This is a genomic window from Paenibacillus sp. FSL R7-0302, assembly GCF_038006885.1.
GTDB lineage: Bacteria > Bacillota > Bacilli > Paenibacillales > Paenibacillaceae > Paenibacillus_AQ.
On the sequence record NZ_JBBOWB010000001.1, the window covers coordinates 1,016,983 to 1,039,752 of the forward strand.

Below are 22,770 nucleotides of genomic sequence, written 5' to 3' on the forward strand. Positions count from 1 at the left end.
AGTCAACATGGAAAATCTAGCAGACCAAGCAGTTACAGACGAACTGGTTGTCAAAGCCTTGGAAAAGAATCTTGCCATGATCCGGTTTGATCTTAACCGCCGTGTCGCCTATGTCAATGAGATCTTTGCCCAGTCAGTGAAATACAAAACAGAGGATATGTACGGCATGCAGCACAGTCAGCTGTGCTTCCCCTCATTCGTGAACAGTCCCGATTATGAGTTGTTCTGGCAGAATTTAATGGCTGGCCGGAGCTTCCAGGACAAAATTGAACGGATGGACGCAGAAGGGAATTCAGTCTGGCTGGAAGCTACATATATGCCAGTGTTTGATGAGACAGATACCCATGTCATCGGCGTATCCAAGGTGGCCACCAACATCACGGAGAGACAGAATAACATGAGCCATGTCGTGGAACGGATGCAGGGAATGGCAGATAGCCTTAATCAGCGTGCGGACAAGGGAATTGAGCGGAGTCAGGAGCTGCTGCTGAGTATTGACAGGATTGCCGAGGTGTCGACCGAGAATACCGAAACGCTGCTGAATCTGCAAAAGCAGGCGGCGGCGATCCGCGGCGTAGTGCAGACCATCCGTGATATTGCTTCCCAGACCCATCTGCTTGCCCTGAATGCAGCGATTGAGGCTGCACATGCCGGAGAATTCGGCCGGGGATTCGATGTGGTGGCCAAGGAGGTAAGAAAGCTGTCCGCGATGGTGCAGGATCAGATTACCGAAGTGCGGGACAGTGTCCAGGCCATTACGGAAGAGGTCGGCAGAATATCCACGGGCCTGAACCAGGTGCAGGATAATGTCCAGCTCAGCCAGCAGCAGATTCAGGTGGCGCTGGATGAATTCACGCTGATTGCTACCTCTGCGCAGGAACTGGACAACCAGGCGCGTGAGGTCATGAATATTATCTAAGCTGTGCTTGCCCTGAAGATGAGCAGTTATTCCCGGACAATCTATCGTAAGCAGTATGCAGCCTGTGCATTTCAGGTGGACATGCTGCTTTTTTAGTACATATAGCTGGATATGCTGCTGAAAATGAACCTTTTGAAGCCCGGGGTTGTTAAAAAGGTAATTCAAACAAGAAAGGAGGGCATGCTCAAGTGGGCAACAGGGAATTATTCCAAACCTACAACAAAGAAGTATACCGCACCTGCTATTATATGGTGCACGATGCTGCCGATGCTGAGGATCTGTGTCAGGAGGTATTCATCACTCTCTTCCGCAGCGAGTGGCAAGGCGTTGAATATCTGAAGGCCTGGATTATGAAAATCACCGTCAACACCTGCCTGAACCACCTGAAGCGCAGGAACAGCCTGCAGCAGAAGCTGGCGGCCCATCTCCATATGTTCAGGGAGAATCCGCAGCCGCTGGTAGACAAGCTGGTGGAGCAGAAGGAAACGAAGCTGGAATGGGCGGGATACATGTCCCGGCTCCCGGCGAAGATTAGGGCGGTGCTGACGCTGCGGTATATGCATGATTTCAGTCTGGAGGAAATCCGCAAGATGCTGGATATCCCGCTGGGGACCGTGAAGTCCAGACAGCATAAGGGGCTACGTATGATGAAGATGATTCTGGAAGAAGCGGGCGTTCAGCCCATAACGAAGGAGGACGATGAATATGGACAGAACCGAAGCACAGTTAAAGCGTCGCTTAAATGAGGATCAGGAGCTGAATTACCCTGATTTCGAGCAAATGTGGGGCAGAATGGAGCAGGCCGGATATGCATCATCCAAAGGCAGCAGCCGTGCGGGAGCAAATAGCCCGGTCCGTCATCGTAATTGGCGAAAGATCACTGTCGCAGCCTCCTTCAGCGTAGTACTGATGGCTGTTCCTGTGTATGCCGCTGTGCAAGTTGACTGGGGGAATCTGCTGAACCATAGAAGCGGTGTACAGGCGGCGCTGGCACAGAATCTGGGTCAGCCGCTCGGACAGACGGTCACCAAGGATGGAGTAACCCTGACGTTACATACAGCGCTCTCGGATGAGAACCGGACAGTGATTCTGTATAGCCTGGATGTTGGCGGAGACAAGGGCAACGGAATGTGGAATGTGAATGGAATGTCTCTTAAGGATGCAAAAGGGAACGGCGATGACAATGAATACTACTACCAGCAGTGGGATGAGAAGAACAAACGGTACAATGGTTATTTCGAGACGAACTGGAGTCCGGGACAGGAGACGGTCAAGGTTAGCCTTACCGCAACTGGAATTCAATCCTACTCCCAACAAGAGGTGGACCTGAAGCTGGATACGGACTCGCCGGAGCGGCAGAACTTCCAGGTACACCGGGATGGACTGGAGTCGTTCAGTGTTCAGCCTTTTAAGGAAGGGAATGAACAGCTGATGCTGTCCACGGCAGCAGTCTTTAATAATCCAGAAGCTAAGAGCTTGGCATACCCTCAAATCATAGCATATAGAGATGGAGAGCCTGTCAAGAACTCTCAACCAGGTGCCATGGGCAAGCCGGGGGATAACGGGGAATACACCTCAATTCAGTATTACAATCCTGTAGATGTCCCTCGGGCAGAGACAGCCTATAAACTCAGCTACACCAAGCTTGAACGTAATATTGAGGGTCCATGGACGTTCGATTTCGAGCTCAGTAAGCAGAAGATGGCAGGTGCTACGATGAAGACGGCACTGGATCTGCCGCTGGAAGCGGAAGACGCCAGTAACCGGATTGAGCAACTGGTAGTAACACCTACACAAATCCGTGTGTCCATCCGGACTAAAGCCAAATTCGCTGAGCTGCCATATGTGAATTATAGTCTTGAGGTAGGCGGGCAGAAGCTGGAAGGCGGATTGTGGTATTCGACATCGGAGGACAAGGATCTGAGAACGCTGCGTTTCGAACGGCCGGTTGATCTTGAGATTACAAAGACGACGCCAATGACGCTTGTAGGTAATTATAAGGTCACCCGGCATGAAGACGACAAGAAGGCTCTGGAATTAACCAACATCTCCAGTGAGAAGCAGACGCTAATCCGGCAAACCGGCGGGTATCCGGTGCAGTGGACCTACTATATGCGGGGAGCAGACCTCTACGTGGAGACGAAGAGCGATGATCCGAATTTTGGCGGCGTGAATCAGACTCATATTGGCACAGGTAAAGATCGAATCTTGGGTAAAATAGTAACTGTAAACTTCCGTGGAAACGGAAACAATCACAGCATTGATGTATATAAGGATTTCAAAGGCACAGAAGCTTCAATATACATGTTCTTCTACTCTACCAATGAACCGGACAAAGAGACACGGGTACAGCTGCAAGGACAATAGTGACATTATTTTAACGGGAAGAACCTTGTGTTCTTCTCTTTTTTTCATATACAGTTAGAAGATACGGCTTATGTGCAGCTGAAGGATCATAAGGCAGAGGAGAGAGGTACGGTGGAACTAAAGCGCTGCGATTGGGTGAACACGGACCCGGTATATATAGCTTATCATGATGAAGAGTGGGGCAAGCCGCTGGTTGATGACCTGAAGCTGTTCGAGCTGCTGATGCTGGAGGGCATGCAGGCCGGATTGAGCTGGTATACGGTGCTGAAGAAGCGGGAGGGCTTCCGCGAGGCTTTTGACGGCTTTGATCCGGAGAAGATCGTGCTATATGGGGAGGATAAAGTGGAAGAGCTGATGCAAAATGCGGGGATTGTCCGCAACCGTCTGAAGATTAAGGGAGTGATTACCAATGCACAGGTATACCAGCAGATCTGCCATGAGGAAGAGGGAGGCTTTGCCGGTTATCTGTGGAGCTTCGTCGGCGGGACGCAGGTTGTGAACCACTGGAAGAATAGAGCGGAGGTCCCTGCGACCACTCCCCAGTCTGATCAGATGAGCAAGGCGTTGAAGCGCAAAGGGATGAAGTTTGTCGGCTCGACGATCTGTTACGCTTTTATGCAGGCCTCCGGGATGGTAGATGACCATGCGCTGGATTGTTTTTGCCGCAGCACCCCGTCAGGCGTAGAGAGTTGAACGCAGTTTGGCGCTGAACGGGTAAGAAATGCTATACTAACTAAGACATGCTTCAAGGGAGATTATGCTCCCAAAACTGAGTCTATGCTTCCGAGGTAAGTTTGTTCGAAGCAGAATCGAGAGAAGTAACGCTCACAAACTTTTAGGAGGATTCATTACCATGCTATGGCAAGAATTGACGGTACATACAACCGAGGAAGCACAGGAGATGATATCCAATCTGCTGGTTGAGGCCGGAGCGGGCGGAGTCTCTATTGAAGAATCCGGGACGCTGAATAAAACCCGGGATACACGTTACGGTGAATTATACGATGAACCGCTCAATGACATCCCCGAAGGGGAAGCGGTCATTAAAGGATATTATGCGGAATCGGTGGACATGGACGCGGTTGTGTCCGAGGTGACGCCAAGGGTGGAAGAGCTGAGAGAGTTCGGCATCGACCCCGGGCTGGCACAGATCTCCTGGAAGACGGTGGATGAGGAGGATTGGGCCCATGCCTGGAAGCAGTACTTCAAGCCGCTGCGCGTCTCGGAGCGGCTGACCATTAAGCCGACATGGGAAGAATATACCCCGGCCTCTGCGGATGAAAAAATTATTGAGATCGACCCCGGCATGGCCTTCGGAACCGGGACGCATCCGACAACGGCGCTGTGCCTTCGCGCTCTTGAGAAGCATATTGTCAGCGGGGACGAGGTCATCGATGTAGGTACGGGCTCCGGTATCCTTGCTGTCGGAGTGATGCTGCTCGGTGCCGCCTCTGTCCTGGCGCTGGATCTGGACCCGGTCGCCGTGGAGAGTGCCCGCGAGAATGTGGCACTGAACCGGCTGGAGTCAGCGATCACCGTGAAGGAGAGCGATCTGCTCTCGCTGCTGGGCGGTGAGGGGGCGGCGGATACCGCAGCCGGAGAGATGTGGCCTTCAGCCCGGCCAAGCAATACGGCTGACCAAGAGGCCGTTCCTGGTGTTGCCCCGGCGGCAGACGGGCTGGGAGTGACTCTGCCGGTCCGGGTCGTCGTGGCCAATATTCTGGCCGAGATTATTGTACTGTTCACGGATGATGTCTACCGTGCGCTTCAGCCAGAGGGGATCTATATTACCTCCGGAATTTATAAGGATAAGGAAGGGCTGGTCGCGGAAGCGCTGAGGTCCTCCGGTTTCGAGATATTAGAAGTAACCCGCGAAGAAGACTGGGTGGCGTTCACAGCCGGAAAGAGGTAGAGATGGGTTCCCTGGATCAAATTTTAGTATATCCTTTGCAGCAGCTTCCGTTTTTTCTGATTACGATTGTTATTGCGTTTACAGTGCATGAATTCGCACACGCCTATTTTGCCAATAAATTCGGGGACCCCACAGCACGCCTGCTGGGCCGTATGACCTTGAATCCGGCGGTGCATTTTGACCTCTTCGGCATTATTCTGCTGCTGATTGCGGGCTTCGGCTGGGCGCGTCCGGTTCCCGTGAACCGGGATAATTTCCGCCGTCCCCGCCTGATGGGTGTCATCGTATCAGCCGCCGGGCCAATCAGCAATCTGCTGCTGGGTATTCTGGGTGCGCTGATCTATGCGATTCTTGTGGGAACGGGCACGATGGATTCGATTAAGAACGAGCAGGTGCTCCGGGCGCTGATCTGGTTCTTCGGGATGTTCATTCACTTCAACTTCTTCCTATTCGTATTTAACCTGATTCCGCTGCCGCCGCTGGACGGTTACCGGATCGTAGAGGATATCGCACCGCGTCCGATCCGTGGAAGACTTCAGCAGTATGAGCAGTATACGGTTTTCCTGTTCCTGCTGATCATCTTCATTCCGGGTCTGCGCGCCTATACGATAGAACCGCTTAGCTACTGGGCGACACGTACGGGTAATGATTTCTTCCAGCTGTTCCTGAGGATGTTCGGGGTCTGAGAACGTCAGTAAGGACGGGGGCTGTTCAGTGCCCGGCAAACGTTGTAGAATATAATGTGATTATTAAGTAGATGAATGATACGTGTGAAGCGGCGGCCGGGACCTGATTTGGCGGGGACTACGCCGCTTTTACGCTGAATAACGGACAGAATGAGGTTGAGAGATGCAGCGTTATTTCGTAACTCCGGCACAGTTCGGACAAGACAAGGTTAGCATTGACGGTGAAGACGCCCGCCATATCGCCAAGGTCATGCGCGGCAAGGCCGGGGACAAGCTGATCGTCAGCGACGGGGTGTCCCGCGAGGCGCTGGCCGAGATTGCTGACATAGAGATCGGCCTCGTCACCGTAAGCATACTGGAGCCTCTGGCCATGACCCATGAAGCGCGCATTCAGATTACTGTCGCCCAGAGCCTCCCCAAAGGGGACAAGCTGGAGACAGTCATTCAGAAATGCACGGAGATCGGGGCTGTAGCCTTCACGCCGTTCCTCTCAGAGCGGACGATTGTGCAGTACGATGAGCGCAAGGAGAGTAAGCGGGTAGAGCGCTGGCGCAAAATCTGTAAGGAGGCTGCCGAACAGGCGCACCGGAATATTGTTCCGCAGGTGCATTCGCCGCTCAGCTGGAAGCAGCTGCTTCAGAGCTTCAGCGGCTATGATGCCGTCTATTTCTGCTATGAGAAGGAAGAGGGCCTCCAGCTCCGCAGCGCAGCCGCGCCATGGCTGGCATCGCTTCCGCAGGAGGCTGCGGCTAAAGTGATGATAGTTGTAGGGCCGGAGGGCGGCTTCAGTACGGAGGAATGCCGGCTGGCTGAGGAAGCCGGAGCCGTCTCTGTCGGGCTGGGGCCTCGTATTTTGCGCTGTGAAACCGCAGGCATGGTTGCCGCCGCCTGCATTTTATATGAATCCGGAGAAATGGGAGGAGCTTAAACCATGCCATCTGTAGCTTTTTATACACTGGGCTGCAAAGTTAATTTCTATGATACCGAGGCCATCTGGCAGCTATTTAAGAATGATGGATATGAGCAAGTAGATTTCGAGGGTTCCGCCGATGTCTATCTGATTAACACCTGTACAGTGACCAATACGGGGGACAAAAAAAGCCGGCAGATGATCCGCCGGGCGGTCCGCCGCAATCCTGACGCCATCGTAGCGGTTACCGGCTGCTACGCGCAGACCTCACCTGGAGAGATTCTCGATATTCCCGGAGTCGATCTGGTGATCGGCAACCAGGACCGTGAACAGATTATGACACATGTGAAGAATATTCAGGAGTCGCGCCAGCCGGTGAATGCGGTCCGCAACATTATGAAGACACGTGAGTTCGAGGAGATGGATGTGCCCGGGTTCGCTGACCGGACGCGGGCGTTCATGAAGATTCAGGACGGCTGCAACAACTTCTGCACCTTCTGCATCATTCCTTGGTCGCGCGGTCTGTCGCGCAGCCGTGATCCGAAATCGATTGTCGCCCAGGCGCATCAGCTGGTGGAGGCCGGATACAAAGAATTCGTGCTGACCGGCATCCATACCGGCGGGTACGGGGATGATCTGGACAACTACCGCCTCGCTGACCTGCTCTGGGAGCTGGATAAGGTGGACGGGCTGGAACGTGTTCGCATCAGCTCCATTGAAGCGAGCCAGATTGATGAGAAGCTGCTGGAGGTGCTGAACCGCAGCACCAAGATGTGCCGCCATCTGCATATCCCGCTTCAGGCGGGCCATAACGAGGTGCTGAAGGCGATGCGCCGGAAGTATACCACGGAAGAGTATTTTGCCAAAATGCAGCTGATCCGAGAGGCTATGCCGGATGTGGGGATCACAACTGATGTGATCGTCGGCTTCCCAGGCGAGACGGATGAGATGTTCCGGGCAGGCTATGATTTCATGAAGGCGGTCAACTATTCGGAGATGCATGTCTTCCCGTATTCCAAACGGACCGGAACCCCGGCTGCACGGATGCTCAATCAGGTCGATGAGGAGATCAAGAATGCGCGTGTGCAGGAGCTGATTGACCTCTCTGAAGAAATGCAGCTAGCTTATGCCCGGCGGTTCGTCGGCAAGACGTTATCCGTGATCCCGGAGCGGGCGGCCAAAGGCTCGGCGAGTCGCAGTATACAGCATGGCTTCAGCGACAACTATCTCCAGGTGCTGTTTGACGGCGACGATTCGCTGCAGGGCGAGCTGTGCCAGGTGAAGATAACCGAAGCCGGCGTGAATGAATGCCGCGGCGAGCTTGTTAGTGTTAGCCGGACGGCAGCTGGACTGCGCGAAAGCGTCCGCTAGAACAGACGTATACGGATGTCTTCCGGGCCACTGCTGGCAGGGAGACATCCTTTTTTCATAAGTACGGATTCTATAGTTACAAAGACCTGAATTTGCCCGGGAATCGTGAAATACTGAAAATGGGGTAAAGACTTGGGCCGGAGTTGTCGATATAGTGGAAGAGAGTGGGAAAAAAGTCCACCGATAATCAGACCGTCTAAGGAGAGAACAGATGACCGTGTACAGGAAAATGACAAAAACGCTCCTCATTATGATACTGCTCGTTGTAGCCGCTTTTCCGGTAAACGTCTTTGCCGCTGCTGGAGACACTATCTCTATTGAATTCGACAGCGCAGCCAAGGTTGAGCTCACTGTGGGCCAGTCGCCGAAGCAGCTTAAGGTATATGCCAATGTGGAGGGCTCCGCATCCAAACGGGATGTGACGGCAGCCGCGACATGGACTTCCTCCAAGCAGGAAGTGGTCACGGTACTGAACGGCCAGCTTAAACCGGTAAGTGCAGGAACGGCGATGATCACAGCAACCTACAATAATGCTATAGCTTCTGTAGAGGTGTCGGTCACCCATGCCTTCAAGGAACTGAAATTGACCCGCAGCACAGAGGGCAGCTATAAATTAGGCGACAAAGAGAAATTGCTGTCTGTTACGGCCACTGCCATCGGCGGAACATCGGCCACTGCGGAGAAGGATGTCACGAAGGACACGGAATGGAGCAGCTCGAATACGGGCGTGCTGACCATTACTGCAGGTAAGATTACTCTGGTCGGTGAAGGTAAGGCTACCATTACCGCCAAGTACAAGGGATTAACCGAAACGATCAAAGCGGTAGTAGAGCTTCCTTATGCAGCTATTGTATTGAAAGATGTGAAAGACACCATTGTCAAGGAAATGGAAATGCTGGTTGGCGACAACCCGGTCAAGCTGACCGCCAAGACCAAAGCCACTTCGGCAAGTCAGGAGATCACCTTGGGCAATGAGGTGGAATGGAGCAGCTCCAGCGAGAGCGTAGCTACTGTTAAGGACGGCGAGATTACCATCCTGGGCGTGGGTAAAACGGTTATTACCGCAAGCTACCTGGGCGTCACCCAGTCGGTGGATGTGTATGTGCGTGCGCCTTATGAAGCGCTTCTGCTGACGCCTTCCGGCGACCAGTCGCTTTTCCTGGGGGAGAGTCTGAATGTAACCGCAGCAATGCGGAATGCCGTCAATTCAACCTCGAACGAAACGGCGTCCGCCGTCTGGACCTCGGATAACCTGATGAATGCTACAGTAACTGCCAATACGGCGGATGCAGGCAACGCTTATGCCACTGTTACGGGTAAAGCGGTAGGAACTTCAATCATTAAGGCCAGCTATCTGGGCATCAGCAAAAGCTTCAAGATCACCGTCTATCCAACCTTGACTGTGCTGGGCCTGGAGAAGACGGAGCAGGAAATATACACGGCGGATGCGGTTAGCCTGCCGAAGGTGAACGGAACCAAGTATGACGGAACCAAGCTGGACATTAGCGATGAGATGGAATGGACCTCTGCGAATGAAGAGATTGTGTCCATCAAGGACGGGAAGTTTGTCGGCGGCAAGGCAGGCACAGCGATCCTGACCGGGAAGCTCAAGACGGGTGAAGTGACCTCTGCTTCGGCTGCGGCAATCCGCTCCAAGACAGTTCAGTTTAATGTTACAGTTCAGAATAAAGTGCTGGTCCTGATCGGACCCGATGCTGCTCTGGGCGTAGTGATCGGTGAAGAGCTGCCGCTGCCCGCTGTCCAGGCTGTGCTGGAGAATGGCGACGAGCTGGATGTATCGGGAAGCATTAAGTGGGAGCTGAGCGGCAGCAATGCCGTTCTTAAACAGACAACTTCCGCCAAGACCATCAAGGGACTGGTCAAAGGTACGGCAACCCTGAAGGGAACCTACTCCAACAAGACCATCAGTGTTCCGGTAACGATTGAACAGAAGGTCGTGAAGCTGGTGGTGGAGCCGGCGACGCTGGAAATGAATATCAAGGCGTCCAAGTCCATCAAGGCTACCGGATATTTTTCAAACGGCAAATCTGCCAACTTCTCGGGGGCAATGAACTGGGAATCCTCGAATCCTGCTGTGGCTACAATTAAGGGAACCTCCGTTAAAGCAGTGGCTGAGGGGACAACTACCCTGACCGGTTCCTACCAGGGCATTCAGGCGACGGTAAAGATTACGGTTGTTCCCAAGCTAATGAAGCTTACGGTCAGTGAGAACCGGCTGAGTCTTGCACCAGGCGCAGGCAAAAACGTAGTGGTAACCGCGCTGTATGATACCGGCCGCACTGCAGTTGTCACAGGAAGCGTGGCCTGGACCAGCTCCAAGCCTGCTGTCGCCAAGGTGAATGCTGCCGGGCAGATTACAGCAGTCAGTAAGGGGAGCGCATCTATTAAAGGAAAACTGGGTACCAAGACCGTCTCGGTATCTGTTAGTGTGAAATAGCGCAGAGCTGCTGGCGGTTTGAGCGGCTACAAGAAGACCTGTACATACGTCCATTTGGATGGTGTGCAGGTTTTTTGTTTATGGTGAGGAATCGGAATGCACAAAGTTAATAAGGTAGGGATATCACATTTAGAAGCGAATGTATGTTCCTTTTATTATATACAATCCCAAATAAATGGAATATAATCACATTAGTACAAGCTCAAACCTATAACAGGAGGCGAAACATATTTCTATACCACATGATGAAGCTTTCAAAAAGCTGCTGGAGACGTTCTTTGAAGAATTCATAGAGTTATTTTTTCCTGAACTGCATGCCATGCTGGACTATAGTGAGACCCGGTTTTTAATGCAGGAGTTATTGGTAGATATTGTAGGCGAAGAAGCGCGTGAGCTGGATTTGCTGCTGGAGACCCGCTACAAAGGGCTGGACGGTTATATCCTAATTCACCTGGAACCGCAATCGTATAGGGATACCGCATTCCATGAGAGAATGTTTATTTACTTCAGCCGTCTATTCGAGCGCTACCGCAAAGACCATAAGCTGATTATTCCGATTGCGATCTTTACCTCAGATGAGGTCCGGGAAGAGCCGGACACGCTGGAGATGTCAATTCCGGAGCATTCCATTCTGCGCTTCCAGTTCCTTAAGGTGGAGCTGCGTAAGCAGAACTGGCGGCGGTTCATCGACTCAGACAATGCAGTGGCTGCTGCGTTATTGGCGAAGATGGGTTATACTACAAGAGAGACGAGAGAAGTACGGCGGGAATTCCTGCGTATGTTCATTAAGCTCAGGACACGATTGGATCAGGGACGGCTGGCACTGATTATGTCAGTGGCGGATTTGTATTTTAAGCCGGACCGGACACAGGATGAGGAGATTCTAAGAGAATTAATTGATCATTACCCGGAGGAGGGAGAAGTCATTATGGAATTGATGCCAGCCTGGAAGCGTTGGGGATACGAAGAGGGCAAAGCGGAAGGGAAAGCTGAAGGAAAAGAAGAAGGTCAGGCGGAGCTCATCCGTAAATTGCTGCTTAATGGATTTTCTCCGGAAGCGGTATCCGAGGCCGTTGAATTGCCACTGGATAAGATTAAGAAGCTGATGTAAATATAGACCTGGGGTGATAGTGCCCTAGGTCTTTTTTTCTATGGGTTGCGTAAATCACTCACTTTGTTTATTATACTTCCCTTGCAGATTGGATTAGTACTGCAGGATGGATTTGAAGTATAATGGGGACTGCGATTACGATTCTTGGAAGACTCAGGACTGCAGCCGCTGCTCCAGCTTGGACCAGACGGGCAGATAGCATAACGGCAGTACCCCAAGCGAACAGACGACGTTGAAAATAGTCTGGGCATGGGCGAGCTGGGCGGCAGGTCCGCCGCCGATCGAGGCGGACAGGGCTTGCAGCGGCTGGGTGAAGGGCAGGAAGAGCAAGGCGCCGCCGACATTCAGCGTGACATGCGACCAGGCGACGAATACGCCGGAAGGCGTACTGCCGATGGCGGCAATGACGGCAGTGACGCAGGTGCCGATGTTCGCACCGAGGACGATGGCGATGCCAAGCGCAGGCGGCATCACGCCGCTGGCGGCGAGGCCCATCGCCATGCCGATGACTGCGGCGCTGCTGTGCACCATCGCCGTCAGCACAGCCCCGGCGGCCAGCCCCCAAAGTGCGCTGGTTGCGGCATGTCCGAGAAACCAGCGGAACAGGGCGCTGCCTTCCAGGGCGGGGCCGATGGATTGCATGACCGCGATGCCCCACAGGATGAGCGCGAAGCCGGTGACCGCGAGGCAGATGAACTGCAGCGGTCCCGAGATCCGGCGGCAGGCCTCAAGCAGCCGCCAGGACTGCGGGGCCAGCTCGCCGGCCATCACGGCGGCGGCCCACAGGCAGAGCGCCGCGATCAGCAGCGGCGCGGCCAGCGTGCTGATCTGCAGGCTGATCAGCTCCGTGGTCAGGCAGGTGCCGATGTTGCTGCCGAGAATAATGCCGAGCGTGCGGGCATAGGTCAGCAGCCCGGCATTGACCATGCCGATGGTCAGCACCGTTACAGCGGTGCTGCTCTGCAGCAGCGCCGACAGCAGGGCGCTGACGATCAGGCCTTTGGCCGGTGTGGAGGTAGCCTTGTGCAGGCTGCGATTCAGCAGCGGACCGGCCAGCCGCGACAGCGAGGCTTCCATCACCTTCATCCCGGCGAGGAATATGACAAGACCGTAGAGGATAGGGAATAGCAGTTCACGGATCATAAGGACAGGCTCCTTTTTGAACGGGGGTTGTACCAATATATGAACGCCAGGCATAGGACATGTATATTAATCTGGCAACAAGAATAGGGAGTTGAAGGTATTGGCATCAGTAATTCTGGAACGCAACCGTAAAAAAAGACTGGAGCAGGGCCATCCATGGGTCTATGCCAGTGAAGTAGCATCTGTAGACGGAGAGCCGCAGGCAGGCGGACTGGTGGATGTTCTGACAAATCAGGGGCGGTACTTGGCTACCGGGTATTATAATCCGGCTTCGCAGATCCGGGTGAGAATTCTGTCGCAGCATAAGCTGGCGGCAATGGACACGGCGTTTTTTGCACAGCGGTTCGCGGACTGTCTGCGGCACAGGGAACGCTTCCTGCCGGGGGCGGACGCTTACCGTCTGGTCTATGGGGAAGCGGATTTCCTGCCGGGGCTGATCATTGACCGCTTCGGTGAAGTCCTTGTAGTGCAGCTGCTGACACTGGCTATGGATCAGCACCGCTCTGAGATTGTGGAGGCGCTGGTGCAGGTGATGGCGCCGCGTGGCATCTACGAGCGCAGCGATGTCAGTGTGCGGGAGCTGGAGGGGTTGGAACAGACCACGGGCGTGCTCTACGGCGAATGTCCGCGCCACATTACCGTAAGTGAGAACGGGCTGAAGGTCATCGTTGATATTGAAGAGGGGCAGAAGACCGGTTACTTCTTCGATCAGCGGGAGAACAGGGCATCGATTGCCCCGCTGATGAAGGGCTGGGGCGGGCGCAGCGGAATTACACTGCAGAGCGTAGCTGCCGAGGATGGTTCCATCCAGACACTGCCGGTCAATAAAAGCGGCAAGCCTGTTACATTCCCTTACTGGGATGGGGCAACTGTGCTGGAATGCTTTGCGCATACTGGAAGCTTCACACTGCATGCCTGCAAGTATGGTGCCAAGAAGGTAACCTGCCTGGATGTGTCTGCGCATGCCATCGAGAGTGCTAAGGCCAATGTGGAGATCAACGGATTCAGTGACCGGGTGGAATTCGTGGTAGATGATGCATTTGCCTTCCTGCGTAATCAGGTCAAGGGGCAGGAGGAACGGACCGAGCGGGCTACAAGCGGCGCAGCGGCGGAAGGAAAAAACGGCAGCAAGCCGGTTGCCAAGGCGGACACCGCGAAGCCGATGACCGCCGGGGGCGGACGCACATGGGATGTCGTGATTCTGGACCCGCCTGCTTTTGCTAAGACCAAAAGTGCAGTCGCAGGGGCTGTACGCGGCTACAAGGACATCAATCTGCAGGGCATGAAGCTGGTGAATGACGGCGGATATCTGGTCACGGCCAGCTGTTCATACCACATGCAGCCGCAGCTGTTCCTGGACACGATCATGGAGGCGGCCAAGGATGCCGGCAAGGTGCTGAGGCTGATCGAATGGCGGGCCGCAGGCAAGGATCATCCGCAGATTCTCGGCGTGGACGAGGGGCATTATCTGAAGTTCGCCATCTTTGAGGTGCGGAGTAAATAGAAGTGTCAGATCCGGCGGGCCAGCCGGTTTTGCGGGAAGAGTCTCTTTTATAGAGGCTCTTTTTTGATGCATTTTGGTATAGTTAAAAGGTGGTTCAAAACCAGAATAGCTGCGATAGCTGATGAGTTTATTCAGACTTTTCCGTCTGCCGTTTGCGCGGCTCCGGGAGAGTCTTTTATTTGTGTATTTGCAAACAATGGCAAACGTACGTTCTGGAGCGTGCGATGGAGGTATGCTATACTATTGAGACGAGAAGTTTCATAGATTCTGGTATTGCATTGAGTGCCAGGGTTCAACGGAAGGAGTCTGCTGAAATGACGGTTAACTTCATCATCGGCCGCTCGGGCAGCGGCAAGACGACTACAATATGGGAGCGGGTGTCCTCCAGGCTGAAGGCAGAGCCGCTGGGGGCCCCAATCATTATACTTGTTCCCGAGCAGGGATCGTTCGGAGCGGAACGGGGACTGCTGGCGGCGGGCGGCGTGAAGGGAAGTCTGCGCGCCCAGACGCTCAGCTTCTCGCGGCTTGCCTACCGGGTGAAGCAGGAGACCGGCGGCAGCGCAAGTCTGCCAATCAGTGAAGAAGGCAAGAAGATGCTGATCTACAAGATTATAAGCAAGCGCAAGGAGGAGCTGAAGCTGTTCGGGGCTTCCTCGGACCGGCCGGGATTTGTGGAGCGGCTCAGCAGTCTGCACACGGAGCTTAAGCGCTGCTGTCTTGGAGCCGGAGACCTGGAGGAGCAGATCGGCAGAATGCGGGATGCCACGCTGGGCAGCCCTATTCTGGCCGGGAAGCTGGATGATCTGCATCTCGTCTTCAGTGAGCTGGACCAGGAGATGTCACAGCTCTATATAGATGAAGAGGACAGACTGGCCGAACTGGCTGAGCATATTGCGGACTCTGCCTATATCCGCGGCGCCGAGATCTGGGTGGACGGCTTCCACGGCTTTAGCAACCAGGAATTCATCGTCTTGCGTGAGCTGATGCAGTACGCGGACACCATGACCATTGCGCTTACACTGGACCGGATCTATCCGCCGGGCGGTGCCCCGCATGAACTGGAGCTGTTCCATCCGGCGGCGGTTACTTACATTAAGCTGCGGGGATTAGCAGAAGAGATGGGACTTACCGTGTGGGATGAACTGCTGGCTCCGCCCGTCCTGCCAAGGTTCAAGGACAGTCCGGTACTCGCGCATCTGGAGCGCGGACTACAGCGCCGGCATCCCTGGACAGGACCGGCTGAACAGGTGAAGGAAGCTATCAGCATCCGGGCTGGGGCTTCACGCCGCACCGAGGTGGAGGGCGTGCTGCGCGAGATGCAGGCCCTGGCCAGAGAATCGGGAGCCAAATATGGGGAAATGGCGGTATTCATGCGTAATATGGCTGATTATGAGCCGCTGATTGCCCCGTTATTTCAGGACTTCGGCGTTCCGTTCTTCCTGGACCAGAAGCTAAGTGAGCTGCATCATCCGCTGGTGGAATTCATCCGCTCGGCCCTGGATGTCGTCCGCCGCCGCTGGCGTTATGAGGATGTGTTCCGCTGCGTGAAGACAGAGCTGCTGCTGCCGCTGGACGGAAGCATTACCCGCGCCCATATGGATGAGCTGGAGAACTACGTGCTGGCCTGCGGCATTCACGGCTCCCGCTGGACGAACGGGCGCTCCTGGAAGGGGATTCCGCGCCTCTCGCTGGAGGGCAGTGAAGCTGTAGATGAAGCGATGCTGGCAAGGATGGAGGCCTGCCGGAAGGCGGTTGCGGAACCGCTGCAGGCATTTGAGCAGAGAATCAAAGCCAGCCGCAGCGGTCTGGAGCTATGCCGGGCGGTATATCTGCTGCTGGAGGATACGGAAGCGGCACGGAAGCTCGAAGGGATGGGAGCGGAGTCTCTGAAGCAAGGCCGCCCGGAAGCCGCCCGGGAGCATAGCCAGCTCTGGGGCGCTGTTCTGGGTCTGCTGGACCAGATTGCCGAGATGATGGGCAAGGAACGGATAGAATTCAGCCTGTTCGCCGGGGTGCTGGAGACCGGGCTGGCTGAGCTTAAGATGGGGCTCGTCCCGCCGGCACTTGACCAGGTGCTGGTAGGTACGATGGACCGTACCCGGGTGTCGGGGGTGAAGTATGCCTTCCTGCTCGGTTTCAACGAAGGAGTGGTGCCGGCGCAGTTCAAGGAAGACGGCATTCTTTCCGAAGGGGAACGCCTCCTGCTGGAGAAGTCCGGGATGGAGCTTGCGCCGGGCTCCTCCCGGAAGCTGCTGGATGAGCGCTTCCTGATCTACAATGCGCTTACGACGGCCAGCAGGAAGCTGTGGATCAGCTATGCTGTAGCTGACGATGAGGGGAAGGCGCTGCTGCCTTCGGAGGTCATCCGCCAGCTGCAGGGAATGTTCCCGCAGCAGTTAGATGAACAATTCCTCTCCGGCTTCCCGCAGAGCGGCAATGATGACGATGCTGTCCATATGGACTTCATCGGCCATCCTGAGCAGACGCTCCGCATGTTGCTGCTTCAGCTCCGCCAGTGGCGTCAAGGGGCAGAGATACCCGGCATGTGGTGGGAGGTCTATAACTGGTTTGCGGCGGAGCAGGGCGCAGACAAGCCTGCGGGTGATCAGGCAGCGGAATACCGCCATGCGGATCTGTCCATGAAGCTGAAGCTGGAGCGGCTGCTCGGCTCGCTGTTCTACCGAAATGAAGGCATACGGCTGAAGAAGGAGACCAGCCTGCGCCTGTATGGCGGCTCTACGCTGCGCGGCAGCGTGTCACGGATGGAGCGGTTCGTTGCCTGCTCCTTCTCTCATTTCGCTTCCTACGGGCTGAGGCTGAAGGAGCGCCAGCTCTATAAGCTCCAGGCTCCGGATATCGGGCAGCTTTTCCATGCGGCCCTTAGTGAAATGGCAAAGCGGCTGCAGGAGCAAGGCCGCAGCTGGGGCAGCATGACTGCGGAGGAATGCCGCCGTGAGGCAGGGGCGACAGTGGATAAGCTGTCACCACTGTTACAGGGAGAGATTCTGATGAGCAGCAAGCGCTACGGCTATATCTCGCGCAAGCTGAAGAATATTGTCGGCCGCGCTTCGGTCATCCTCGGGGAGCATTCGCGGCGCGGGAGCTTCGAGCCGGTCGGGCTGGAGCTGGATTTCGGCCCGGGACAGGAGCTGCCTCCGCTGAGAATTACACTGCCGAACGGCTGTGTCATGGAGGTGGTCGGCCGGATTGACCGGGTGGATAAAGCGGAAGGGGAACAGGGGATTCTGCTTCGAGTGATCGACTACAAATCAAGCCAGAAGGACCTCAAGCTGCATGAGGTCTACTATGGATTGTCGCTGCAGATGTTAACTTACCTTGATGTGCTGCTGACCTATTCCGAGCAATGGCTCGGCCAGGCAGCACTGCCTGCCGGGGCGCTCTATTTCCACGTTCATGATCCGCTTCTGACCTCAGCCAACGGAATGAACCGGGAACAGGCGGAGCAGGAGCTGATGAAGCGCTTCAAGATGAAGGGCCTGCTGACCGCCGACCGTGAGGTAGTATCGCTGATGGATACCACCCTAGACAAAGGGTATTCCTCTATTGTTCCGGTAGCGCTGAAGAGTGACGGCAGCTTCTACAGCAGCGCATCTGTAGCTACCCCAGAACAGTGGGAGCAGCTGCGGTCCTCGGTGCGCAGCACGATCTCGGAGATCGGGACCAGCATTACGGAGGGGGATGTGGCGATACAGCCTTACCGCATCCAGCAGGAAACGGCCTGTACCTTCTGCTCCTTCCGTCCCGTCTGCCAGTTCGATGAAGCGGTGGATGGCAATAGTTATAATATTCTAAGTAAGCCGGGCAAAGAAGTGATCTGGGATCTGCTGTCCCGCAAAGGAGGAGAGAAGCTGTGAGCACAAGACCTGTACCCGAAACGAAGCCGGAAGGCAGTCTGTGGAGTGACGACCAGTGGCGCGCCATTGCCGAGAGCGGCAGCGATATTCTCGTGGCGGCGGCAGCTGGTTCCGGCAAAACGGCGGTTCTCGTCGAGCGGATTATCCGCAAAATCAGCAATGAGGAAGCGGGCTTCAGCGTGGATAGGCTGCTGGTGGCAACATTCACCAAGGCTGCCGCTTCCGAGATGCGCCAGCGTATCCGGGAAGCGCTGGAGCGCAAGCTGGAGGAGGACAGTGAAGGCGGGAACGAATATCTGCGCCGCCAGCTGGCTCTCCTGGGAAGAGCCTCTATTACCACGCTGCATTCCTTCTGCCTTGAAGTAATCCGCAGGTATTACCAGATGATTCCAATCGATCCCGGCTTCCGTATTCTGAATGAGCATGAGGCGGAGATGATGCGCCAGGAGCTGCTGGAAGAGCTGCTCGAGGAGAAATACGGTGAGGTAGCCGAGGACGGGGAAGATACCCTGTTCGTACAGCTCGCAGACTGGTTCAGCGGTGAACGGAGTGATGACGCGGTGCATTCGCTGATTCAGCGGCTGCATGATTTCGCGCGCAGCCATCCCTGGCCCGCGCAGTGGCTGCGGGATACCGCAGCCGACTTTGCGCTCCCGGATGCTGAGGCTCTGAGCCATACGCCTTGGGTGCAGAGCATTCTCGCCGAAGCCAGGCTGACGCTGAAGGGGGCGGTCAGCCAGCTGGAGCAGGGGCGTGACATCGCGCTTCAGCCAGGCGGTCCTGCACCCTATGCGGAGAATCTCACAGCCGATCTGGAGATGGCGCAAGGTCTGCTGGACGCAGTGGACTCACAGCCCTGGGCCGGATTGTATGATATTTTCATGGAGATCTCCTTCGGGAAGCTGAAGCCCTGCAAGAAGGATGCCACCGACCCTCTGCTTCAGGAGAGCGTGAAGGCGATCCGGGATCAGGTGAAGAAGAGCCTATTGGAGCTGCAAAAATCCCTGTTCGGCCGTCCGGCGGAATCCTTCCTGGATGAGCTTCATACGGCGGCTCCGCTGATGCAGGAGCTGGCGGAGACTGTAATCACGTTCGGTGAGCGCTACCGGCTGGAGAAGGCGGGCCGGGGGCTGGTGGACTTCAGTGATCTGGAGCATTACTGCCTGCAGATTCTGCGCCATCCGGACTCGCAGCCGGGGCATTCGCTGCCGTCGGATGCGGCGATGGAGTACCGCAGCCAGTTCGACGAAGTGCTGCTGGATGAATATCAGGATACTAACAGTGTGCAAGAGGAGATTGTCCGGCTGATCTCCCGGGAATTCCCCGGCAACCGTTTCATGGTCGGGGATATGAAGCAGAGTATATACCGGTTCCGCCTGGCGGAGCCGGGCCTGTTCCTGGACAAATACCGTAGGTTCAGCAACGATCCGTCCTACGGAGACAGTGCAGGTAGAACCCTGCATGCCGGTGAGGCAGATGGCCGGGCGGGGGCTGATCCGGGACAGGAGGAACGGGAAGAGGGTCTCGTCATCGATCTGGCCCGCAATTTCCGCAGCAGGCTGGAAGTGGTGAATGCGGTGAATATGGTCTTCCGGCAGATCATGGACAGCAATGTCGCAGAGATCAGTTATGATGAGCGGGCAGAGCTGGTGTACGGAGCGAATTTCCCGGGAGCTGCGGAGAAAGGTCCGGATACTTATTTTGCGCCGGAGCTGCTGCTGATCGACAAGGGAGCCTCTGCGACGGTTCCGGCGGACGAAGCGGCAGAGGGCGATGAGTTGCCCCTTCTGGAGCTGGAGGCTGCCGAGAGTGAGACTGCGCAGCTGGAAGCACGGGCCATTGCCCGGCGTATCTCACAGATGACGGGAATGACCGGCGGTGAGCCGCTGCTGATCTATGATAAAGGACTGCGGATCATGCGTCCCGTAGTATACGGCGACATTGTCATTCTGCTGCGTTCGGCCCGGGTATGGACGCCGCTGATGATTGAGGAGCTGCGGGGTGAAGGCATTCCGGCGTACGGGGACCAGAACAAGGGGTATTTTCAGGCTACGGAGGTGGAGATTGCCCTCTCCCTGCTGCAGATTGTCGATAATCCCCGCCAGGACATTCCCCTGGCCGGAGTGCTGCGCTCACCGGTAGTGAACCTTCGCGAGGAGGAGCTGGCGAAGGTGCGGCTGTGCAGCAGAGGGACGTTCTACGATGCGCTGGTTGCGGCCTCTGAAGCAGGGGAAGCACTGCTGGACAATCAGCCGGACCTGTTCCGGGAGTCTGCGCTGCTGGCGGGGCAGGATGCCGGTACCGGTGACACAGCCGGAGAGACAGCCGCCGCGTCAGAGCTTACGCCATCGTCAGGAAATGAGGGTGTACAGGAAGGTATAGACGGAACCGATGCTTCGGCGGCGCTGCGGGATATTCCGCTTACGCTGCAGCGTAAGCTTAAGTCCTTCCTGGATAGGCTAGAGAACTGGAGAAATGCTGCCCGGCAAGGAAGCTTAAGCGAGCTGATCTGGAGGATCTACCGGGAGAGCGGGTATCTGGAGTGGGTCGGGGGTCTTCCCGGAGGCTTTCAGCGCCAGAACAATCTGAAGGCGCTGTATGACCGGGCTGTTCAATTCGAGAACGAGACCTCTGCCAGAGGGCTATTCCGCTTCCTGGTGTTCATCTCACGGCTGAGAGAGAACGGCGGCGATCTGGGGGTTGCCGGAGGAAGCAGCGAGGAGGCCGGGGGCGTCAGAATTATGACGATCCACAAGTCCAAGGGTCTGGAGTTCCCAGTTGTCTTCCTGGCAGGGATGGCAAAAATGTTCAACCGTCAGGACCTCCACTCTCCGTTCCTGATGCATAAGGAGCTTGGCTTCGGGCCGCGTTTCGTGGAGCGGGAGACCCGGGTCAGCTACCCGACACTGCCCTATCTGGCGATTAACCGCCGTTCGCGGCTGGAGCTGCTCGCTGAGGAGATGCGCGTGCTCTACGTCGGACTGACCCGTCCGCGCGACAAAATGATTCTGGTCGGTACGGTCAGGGATCTGCCGCGCACGGCTTCCGGCTGGGCAGCGATGCAGGGCCGCGAGGAGCTGCTGCTGGCGGATCACTTGCTGGCCCGGGGCCGCAGCTATCTGGACTGGGTGGGACCGGCGTTGATCCGCCACCCTGCCGCTGCTATTCTGCGCAAGCTGGCAGGCAGTGAGGGACCGGTATCCACGGTGCTGCATGGCGATGAGTCGAACTGGAGCATTACGGTGACTGGTGCAGCGGAGCTTAGCCCGGGCGCTTTTTTTGCAGGGGATGACGATCAGGACAAGAGCGAGCAACGCCGGGTAATTCTGGAGGCGCTCCGCAGGGGCAGGGCGGTGTCAACACCTGAGACCCCGGCTGCTGCGGAGATTGCGGAGAGACTGGGCTGGACTTACCGGTATGCGGCAGCTTCAAGCATTCCTGCTAAGACCTCGGTCACCGAGCTCAAGGGGTTATTGTCGATGCAGGAGCAGCCGTCTTACGACCAGCTGGAGGTGCGGAAGCTACCGGGCATTCCGGACGAACGGAATGAACGCGGGTATAGGGACAGCCTGCATCTCCAGCGGCCGAAATTCATGGAAAAGCGGGGACTTACCCCTGCAGAGCGTGGAACGGCTTACCATACGGTGATGCAGCATATTCCCCTGGATGAGCCGGTAGACCGGTCTGTGCTGGAGGCTACGCTTGAGCGTCTTGTAAGGCTTGCTATCCTTAGCAGGGAACAGGCAGATGCGGTGGTGCTGGAGGAAGTCGGGCAGTTCTGCCGGAGTGAGCTGGGCCACAGACTCTTCCACTCTGCCTGGAAGACCAGAGAGCAGCCCTTCAGCTACACGATGCCAGCCGGTGAAGCCTACCGGGGGCTTGACTATTTGGATGAAGCGGCTGCCGGACTTGCGGATGAACGCGGTGGCGGTGATTTTGCAGAGACGGTACTGATTCAAGGGGTGATAGACTGCCTGTTCCGGGAAGAGGGGCGGCTGATTCTGCTCGATTACAAAACAGATCATATCCCTCCGCACGGAGACGGGCTTACACAACTGTCGGACAAATACCGTTTCCAGCTGGAGCTGTACAGCAAGGCGCTGCTGGATATTCTGGGCGAGCCGGTCAGCGAGGTATGGCTGTACTTTTTCGACGGCGGACATGCTGTGAGATTGTGATTGGCGGGGAAATGATGCGATAATTGCGGCGGATATAGGTGTGCTAAGCGGTGATTTAGGCTAATTCATACCTGCTCATACATTCGGCTCGGTGATCGTTAGCGGCTGGACTATAAGATGCGAAATGTTGTAAATATTGCAGCTTGAATGTAGACATTGCCGCGTATTGGACCGGATTGCTGCATGAAATACAAGAATAGCTCCTTATATCGGACTGGACGGGGGAAATGCTGCTTTTCTTGCAACACTTCCGGAATAGGGCCACATATTGGAATAGGAATGTTGTATTCTGTGCAGGATTACTGGTCGATTGTTCAATCTATTATATGAATCTAT

At 55.6% G+C, this 22,770-nt stretch carries 14 protein-coding genes; 13 read left to right on the plus strand and 1 reads right to left on the minus strand.

Annotated elements, in window-relative coordinates; all coding sequences use genetic code 11:
* The first annotated feature begins 7 nt into the window (after nt 1-7).
* From MKY96_RS04395 to MKY96_RS04440, 10 genes are all read left to right on the plus strand, one after another.
* Nucleotides 8-919 carry a methyl-accepting chemotaxis protein gene (locus MKY96_RS04395; RefSeq protein WP_340938845.1) on the plus strand — a complete coding sequence of 304 codons (912 nt, stop codon included), beginning with the start codon at nt 8-10 and terminating at the stop codon, nt 917-919.
* 248 nt (nt 920-1,167) lie between these two features.
* Nucleotides 1,168-1,665 (plus strand): RNA polymerase sigma factor, encoded by a 498-nt coding sequence (locus MKY96_RS04400; protein ID WP_445671467.1) that lies wholly within the window; start codon nt 1,168-1,170, stop codon nt 1,663-1,665.
* Entirely contained in the window at nt 1,625-3,286 is a 1,662-nt protein-coding gene (locus MKY96_RS04405) for a DUF4179 domain-containing protein (protein WP_340938847.1), read from the plus strand. Before MKY96_RS04400 ends, MKY96_RS04405 begins: the two co-directional genes overlap by 41 nt.
* A gap of 111 nt (nt 3,287-3,397) precedes the next feature.
* The gene (locus tag MKY96_RS04410) at nt 3,398-3,979 is read left to right on the plus strand and encodes a DNA-3-methyladenine glycosylase I (protein WP_340938848.1); all 582 of its coding nucleotides are present in this window, start codon (nt 3,398-3,400) and stop codon (nt 3,977-3,979) included.
* Between the two features lie 160 nt (nt 3,980-4,139).
* A complete protein-coding gene (gene prmA, locus MKY96_RS04415; protein WP_340938849.1) occupies nt 4,140-5,198 on the plus strand; it encodes a 50S ribosomal protein L11 methyltransferase in 1,059 nt (352 codons plus the stop codon).
* Between the two features lie 2 nt (nt 5,199-5,200).
* Nucleotides 5,201-5,884, plus strand: a complete 684-nt coding sequence (locus MKY96_RS04420) for a site-2 protease family protein (RefSeq protein WP_340938850.1) — start codon at nt 5,201-5,203, stop codon at nt 5,882-5,884.
* Between the two features lie 163 nt (nt 5,885-6,047).
* Entirely contained in the window at nt 6,048-6,812 is a 765-nt protein-coding gene (locus tag MKY96_RS04425) for an RsmE family RNA methyltransferase (RefSeq protein WP_340938851.1), read from the plus strand.
* A gap of 3 nt (nt 6,813-6,815) precedes the next feature.
* Entirely contained in the window at nt 6,816-8,165 is a 1,350-nt protein-coding gene (gene mtaB, locus MKY96_RS04430; protein ID WP_340938852.1) for a tRNA (N(6)-L-threonylcarbamoyladenosine(37)-C(2))-methylthiotransferase MtaB, read from the plus strand.
* 229 nt (nt 8,166-8,394) lie between these two features.
* Complete coding sequence (locus tag MKY96_RS04435) at nt 8,395-10,623, plus strand: Ig-like domain-containing protein (protein WP_340938853.1); 2,229 nt, start codon at nt 8,395-8,397, stop codon at nt 10,621-10,623.
* 235 nt (nt 10,624-10,858) lie between these two features.
* Nucleotides 10,859-11,734, plus strand: a complete 876-nt coding sequence (locus MKY96_RS04440; RefSeq protein ID WP_340944438.1) for an Rpn family recombination-promoting nuclease/putative transposase — start codon at nt 10,859-10,861, stop codon at nt 11,732-11,734.
* Between the two features lie 153 nt (nt 11,735-11,887).
* Here the strand turns inward: MKY96_RS04440 and MKY96_RS04445 are convergent, their stop codons facing one another.
* Entirely contained in the window at nt 11,888-12,877 is a 990-nt protein-coding gene (locus tag MKY96_RS04445; RefSeq protein ID WP_340938854.1) for a Na/Pi cotransporter family protein, read from the minus strand.
* A gap of 100 nt (nt 12,878-12,977) precedes the next feature.
* On the opposite strand from MKY96_RS04445, the gene MKY96_RS04450 reads away from it, so the two are divergent.
* The 3 genes from MKY96_RS04450 to MKY96_RS04460 all read left to right on the plus strand — a co-directional run bounded on the left by MKY96_RS04450 (nt 12,978) and on the right by MKY96_RS04460 (nt 22,434).
* Nucleotides 12,978-14,381, plus strand: a complete 1,404-nt coding sequence (locus MKY96_RS04450) for a class I SAM-dependent rRNA methyltransferase (RefSeq protein ID WP_340938855.1) — start codon at nt 12,978-12,980, stop codon at nt 14,379-14,381.
* A 314-nt stretch (nt 14,382-14,695) separates the two neighbouring features.
* Nucleotides 14,696-18,256, plus strand: coding sequence for a helicase-exonuclease AddAB subunit AddB (gene addB, locus MKY96_RS04455; protein WP_340938856.1), 3,561 nt, complete (start codon nt 14,696-14,698; stop codon nt 18,254-18,256).
* Entirely contained in the window at nt 18,253-22,434 is a 4,182-nt protein-coding gene (locus MKY96_RS04460) for a UvrD-helicase domain-containing protein (RefSeq protein ID WP_340938857.1), read from the plus strand. Before addB ends, MKY96_RS04460 begins: the two co-directional genes overlap by 4 nt.
* Nucleotides 22,435-22,770: the final 336 nt, after the last annotated feature.

Excerpts from the sequence above, each read along its gene's own strand:
- MKY96_RS04395 (WP_340938845.1), top strand. The coding sequence starts at position 8 with ATGGAAAATCTAGCAGACCAAGCAGTTACAGACGAACTGGTTGTCAAA.
- MKY96_RS04400 (WP_445671467.1), top strand. The coding sequence starts at position 1,168 with ATGGTGCACGATGCTGCCGATGCTGAGGATCTGTGTCAGGAGGTATTC.
- MKY96_RS04405 (WP_340938847.1), top strand. The coding sequence starts at position 1,625 with ATGGACAGAACCGAAGCACAGTTAAAGCGTCGCTTAAATGAGGATCAG.
- prmA (WP_340938849.1), top strand. The coding sequence starts at position 4,140 with ATGCTATGGCAAGAATTGACGGTACATACAACCGAGGAAGCACAGGAG.
- MKY96_RS04420 (WP_340938850.1), top strand. The coding sequence starts at position 5,201 with ATGGGTTCCCTGGATCAAATTTTAGTATATCCTTTGCAGCAGCTTCCG.
- MKY96_RS04425 (WP_340938851.1), top strand. The coding sequence starts at position 6,048 with ATGCAGCGTTATTTCGTAACTCCGGCACAGTTCGGACAAGACAAGGTT.
- mtaB (WP_340938852.1), top strand. The coding sequence starts at position 6,816 with ATGCCATCTGTAGCTTTTTATACACTGGGCTGCAAAGTTAATTTCTAT.
- MKY96_RS04435 (WP_340938853.1), top strand. The coding sequence starts at position 8,395 with ATGACAAAAACGCTCCTCATTATGATACTGCTCGTTGTAGCCGCTTTT.
- MKY96_RS04445 (WP_340938854.1), bottom strand. The coding sequence starts at position 12,877 with ATGATCCGTGAACTGCTATTCCCTATCCTCTACGGTCTTGTCATATTC.
- addB (WP_340938856.1), top strand. The coding sequence starts at position 14,696 with ATGACGGTTAACTTCATCATCGGCCGCTCGGGCAGCGGCAAGACGACT.